At 65.8% G+C, this 4,826-nt stretch carries 6 protein-coding genes; 2 read left to right on the top strand and 4 right to left on the bottom strand.

Annotation, left to right across the window (positions count from 1 at the left end; genetic code table 11):
* The first annotated feature begins 118 nt into the window (after positions 1-118).
* Entirely contained in the window at positions 119-1,093 is a 975-nt protein-coding gene (gene cysB / locus DK254_RS03175) for an HTH-type transcriptional regulator CysB (protein ID WP_074980682.1), read from the top strand.
* Positions 1,094-1,388: 295 nt separating this feature from the next.
* Here the strand turns inward: cysB and DK254_RS03170 are convergent, their stop codons facing one another.
* From DK254_RS03170 to DK254_RS03160, 3 genes are all read right to left on the bottom strand, one after another.
* On the bottom strand, positions 1,389-2,021 hold the full coding sequence (locus DK254_RS03170) for a phosphatase PAP2 family protein (protein ID WP_218281390.1): 633 nt from the start codon (positions 2,019-2,021) through the stop codon (positions 1,389-1,391).
* Between the two features lie 85 nt (positions 2,022-2,106).
* Positions 2,107-2,451, bottom strand: a complete 345-nt coding sequence (locus DK254_RS03165; protein WP_109932157.1) for a hypothetical protein — start codon at positions 2,449-2,451, stop codon at positions 2,107-2,109.
* Positions 2,452-2,528: 77 nt separating this feature from the next.
* Positions 2,529-3,263 (bottom strand): phosphoadenylyl-sulfate reductase, encoded by a 735-nt coding sequence (locus DK254_RS03160; protein WP_109932155.1) that lies wholly within the window; start codon positions 3,261-3,263, stop codon positions 2,529-2,531.
* A 187-nt stretch (positions 3,264-3,450) separates the two neighbouring features.
* On the opposite strand from DK254_RS03160, the gene thrH reads away from it, so the two are divergent.
* On the top strand, positions 3,451-4,068 hold the full coding sequence (thrH, locus tag DK254_RS03155; RefSeq protein ID WP_109932153.1) for a bifunctional phosphoserine phosphatase/homoserine phosphotransferase ThrH: 618 nt from the start codon (positions 3,451-3,453) through the stop codon (positions 4,066-4,068).
* A 358-nt stretch (positions 4,069-4,426) separates the two neighbouring features.
* Here the strand turns inward: thrH and DK254_RS03150 are convergent.
* Positions 4,427-4,826 (bottom strand): methyl-accepting chemotaxis protein (locus DK254_RS03150; protein ID WP_256595790.1); only part of this gene is annotated, 400 nt, incomplete at its 5' end.

Below are 4,826 nucleotides of genomic sequence, written 5' to 3'. Positions count from 1 at the left end.
TGGGGGGCGTAGTAGGCAAGCTCGAAAAAAACGTCTAACTTTATTCCTCAAACCATTAATATGGTTATAAAAGCAGAGCCCGGGTCGCGGGCCGCGACATCCATTTCGAGGAATCTCCATGAAGCTCCAGCAACTGCGCTATATCTGGGAAGTCGCGCACCATGACCTGAACGTTTCCGCCACTGCGCAGAGCCTGTACACCTCGCAGCCGGGCATCAGCAAGCAGATCCGCCTGCTGGAGGACGAGCTGGGCGTGGAAGTCTTCGCCCGCAGCGGCAAGCACCTGACCCGCGTCACCCCGGCCGGCGAGCGCATCATCAACACCGCCGGCGAGATCCTGCGCAAGGTCGAGAGCATCAAGCAGATCGCCCAGGAATTCTCCAACGAGAAGAAGGGCACCCTGTCCATCGCCACCACCCACACCCAGGCGCGCTACGCGCTGCCGGGCGTGATCAGCGGCTTCATCAAGCAGTACCCGGACGTGTCCCTGCACATGCACCAGGGCACGCCCATGCAGATCGCCGAGATGGCCGCCGACGGCACCGTCGACTTCGCCATCGCCACCGAGGCCCTGGAGCTGTTCGGCGACCTCATCATGATGCCCTGCTACCGCTGGAACCGCTGCGTGATCGTGCCCCAGGGCCACCCGCTGACCAAGGTGCCGAAGCTGACCCTGGAACTGCTCGCCGAGCAGCCCATCGTCACCTACGTGTTCGGCTTCACCGGCCGCTCCAAGCTGGACGAGGCCTTCAACCAGCGCGGCCTGGTGCCCAAGGTGGTGTTCACCGCGGCCGACGCCGACGTGATCAAGACCTACGTGCGCCTGGGCCTGGGCGTGGGCATCGTGGCCCACATGGCGGTGGACCCGAAGCTGGACAGCGACCTGGTGATGCTCGATGCTAGCCACCTGTTCGAGTCCAGCGTGACCAAGATCGGCTTCCGCCGCGGCACCTTCCTGCGCGGCTTCATGTGCGACTTCATCGAGAAGTTCGCCCCGCACCTGACCCGCGAGCTGCTGGCCAAGGCCGTGCAGTGCCACAACAAGGCCGAGCTGGACGAGCTGTTCGAAGGCATCGAACTGCCGGTCTACTGAGGCGACGCCACCCCGCGACGCCCGGCTTCGGCCGGGCGTTTTCGTTCAGGCCCCGGCGGGAGCGTGGGGCGCATGACCGTTCGCGGTTATCCGCCGCTCCACCCACGCTATTCCCATGTAGGAGCGCGCCCTGCGCGCGAATCGCAGGCAGGGCCTGCTCCTGCAGTTCGCCATGAGGCATGGCATTCCACCTGTAGGACTCTGTCCGCGATTCGGCGGATAACGCCATAGGCGTTATGCGCCCTACGAGAGGAGAGAGGCTCACGAGCGAAGCCATGCCGATCGCCAGATGCATTCAGTGACGCAGCCAGCCCCGGCTGATGGCCGGCGCCAGTGCGCGGCGGTACAGCGTCTCGGCCCGGGCTGTGAGTACGCTGCCGTGGCGTTGCCAGAGCAACCAGACCAGGCTGTTGCTCACTGCTGCCACGGCCAGCGCGCCGAGCATGTCCAGCGGGTAATGGATGCCCAGGCAGACCCGCGCGTAGCCCACCGCCAGCCCGACGGCGCCGATCAGCGCGCCGGGCAGCCAGACGTCGTCGAACAGCAGGCTGAGGGCGCAGGCGGCGAAGAGGGTCAGGTGGTCGCTGGGGAAGGAGGCGTTGGCGGCGTGGGCCAGCCAGGCGTGCCCCAGGCCGATGGCGAAGGGCCGCGGGTGCGGCCAGAGCAGCCCGATCAGCAGGCTGAGGGCCAGCGCCAGCACGGCCACCCCCAGGGCCCGTAGCAGTTGGCTGCGCAGGCGCTGGTCGCCCCGGCACCACAGGGCCAGCAGCGCCAGCGGCAGCAGGTAGAGCGGCACCGTGGCGGCGAAGCGGGCGATCTCGATCAGCCAGGCCGGCGTCTGCGCGGTGGCGTTGATGGCGAGGAACGACTGGCGGTTGAGCGCCTCCAGCAGGCTGATGCCGGGGGCGGGGAGCAGTGGGTCGGGCATGTTCGATTCTTGGAGTAGGGCACGCTGGGCCACGATAGGCATCGCTGCCTGAAGGCGGGCTTAAGAGGGGATGAAGAGGGTGGGCTCAGAGGCGGTCGAGGTCGTCGCGCCGGGCCAGCTCGGCCAGCACTTCGGGCGAATCCTGCGGGGCCGGGCCGCGGCCTTCGAGGATCTCGTGGAGGAAGCTCATGAACACGGTGAACACCTGCTCGCGGCCGTCGTCGTGGCGCACCACGAAGAAGGGCGCGCTGTCCACGCCGTACTGGGCGGCGACCATCCAGCCGGCGCTGCCCGGGTTGCGTTCGTCGGCCACCAGCACGCGGTCGATGCGCGGCAGGTAGCCGCCGTTCTCCAGGCGCTGCTGCACGTCCTTGCACTTGCCGCAGTCCTCGCCGTCGGCCAGGACCTTCTTGACCATGGTGATGCGCATGGGGCTTTCCTCTCGCGGTAGGGGCAGGGCCTACCTTAAGCGCTGGAGTGCCGGCGGAAAACCCGCCGGCGACGGCCTCAGCCCTTGGTGATCAGGTTGCCGGCGTGCAGGCCGCATTCCTTCTGGGTGGCTTCTTCCCACCACCAGCGGCCTTCGCGCTCGTGCTGGTTGGGCAGCACCGGGCGGGTGCAGGGCTCGCAGCCGATGCTGATGAAGCCGCGCTCGTGCAGGCTGTTGTAGGGAATCTCCAGCATGCGGATGTAGGCCCAGACTTCCTCGCTGCTCATGTTGGCCAGCGGGTTGAACTTGTACAGCGGCTTTTCCGGGGTGGAGAAGGCGCCGTCCACCTCGACCACCGCCACCTGGCTGCGGGTGCCCGGGCTCTGGTCCTTGCGCTGGCCGGTGGCCCAGGCGCTGACGGTGGCGAGCTTGCGCTTGAGCGGCTCGATCTTGCGGATGCCGCAGCACTCGCCGTGGCCGTCCTTGTAGAAGCTGAACAGGCCCTTTTCCTTGACGAAGGGCTCCAGCAGGCGCGGATCGGGGGTCATGACCTCGATGGCGATGCCGTAGTGCTCGCGCACCTGCTCGATGAAGCGGTAGGTCTCCGGGTGCAGGCGGCCGGTGTCCAGGCTGAACACCTTGACGTTCTTGTTGATCTTCCAGGCCATGTCCAGCAGCACCACGTCCTCGGCGCCGCTGAAGGAGATCCACAGGTCGTCGCCGAAGTGCTCGAAGGCGAACTTGAGGACGTCCTGGGGGGACTTGCTGGCATAGGTCGCGGCGATTTCGGCGACGTCGAACGGATGACTCATCAGGCGGTTTTCCACTTGTACTTGCGCGGTGCGCTATAAGACTGCCGATCTTAACAAAGGCAGGGATATGCCCCTAAATAACCATCAGGAAGGTCGACTGTATTCTTTGAGTATAAGCACCGCGTTGCGCCGGCCCGGACGAGCCGCTAGAGTGCCGCCTTCTGTCCAAACCTGCGGGGAATCGTTCGTGGAAATCGCCTGTCTCGACCTGGAAGGGGTACTGGTCCCGGAAATCTGGATCGCCTTCGCTGAAAAAACCGGTATCGAAGCGCTCAAGGCGACTACCCGCGATATCCCCGACTACGACGTGCTGATGCAGCAGCGCCTGCGCATCCTCGACGAGCACGGCCTGAAGCTGGCCGACATCCAGGAAGTGATCGCCACCCTCAAGCCCCTGGAAGGCGCGGTGGAGTTCGTGAACTGGCTGCGCGAGCGCTTCCAGGTGGTGATCCTCTCCGACACCTTCTACGAGTTCTCCCAGCCGCTGATGCGCCAGCTGGGCTTCCCGACCCTGCTGTGCCACAAGCTGGTCACCGACGAGACCGACCGCGTGGTCGGCTACCAGCTGCGCCAGAAGGACCCCAAGCGCCAGTCGGTGATCGCCCTCAAGAGCCTGTACTACCGCGTGATCGCCGCTGGCGACTCGTACAACGACACTACCATGCTCAGCGAAGCCCACGCCGGCATCCTGTTCCATGCGCCGGAGAACGTGATCCGCGAGTTCCCGCAGTTCCCGGCGGTGCACACCTACGAGGACCTGAAGCAGGAATTCCTCAAGGCGTCCAACCGCCAGCTCTGCCTGTAATGCCGGCGGGCCCATGGCCCGCGGTTCGAGGAAGAACGCCGTTTCCCGTCATGGGAAACGGCGTTTTTTGTTGGTTTCAGGAAAACACGGGCGGGCTTGTCGACCTGTGCCGAGGCGCCCTTCGTAGGATGGGTGTGGGGCCGAGGTATTGGTGTTCCGGCCAGCGGCGGATAACCGCGAACGGTTATGCGCCCTACGAACTCGCCGGCTGACGCCGCATTGTCCGCCCACTCCGAACGGCCCCCTCTCCCTTCAGGGAGAGGGTTGGGGAGAGGGCGCTCTTACACCCAACGCCGTAGCCGCCGGGAAATCCTGTTCGCGAGCAAGCTCGCTCCTACAGGTATGGCGTCCCCGCCGATCACACCCGGAACTGCCCCATCAACCCCTGCTGGTGGTTGGCCAGGTCATTCAACGACTGGCTGATCTGCGCCGATTCCTGGGCCTGGCCGGACAGCGACTCGGTGACGTCGCGGATGCCCGCCACGTTGCGGTTGATCTCCTCGGCCACCGCGCTCTGTTCCTCGGCGGCGCTGGCGATCTGCAGGTTCATGTCGTTGATCACCCCCACCGCCTCGCCGATGCGGCGCAGCGCGGCCACCGCCTGTTCCACCTGGCTGACGCTGCCCTGGGCCTGCTGGTGGCTGCTGTGCATGGCGCTGACCACTTCGCGGGTGCCGTTCTGCAGGCCTTCGATGACCTGGCGGATTTCCTCCACCGAGTCCTGGGTGCGCTTGGCCAGGTTGCGTACTTCGTCGGCC

The organism is Pseudomonas sp. RW407, from assembly GCF_003176655.1.
Lineage (GTDB): Bacteria > Pseudomonadota > Gammaproteobacteria > Pseudomonadales > Pseudomonadaceae > Pseudomonas > Pseudomonas delhiensis.
This window is presented reverse-complemented; position numbering and strand designations above follow the sequence as displayed.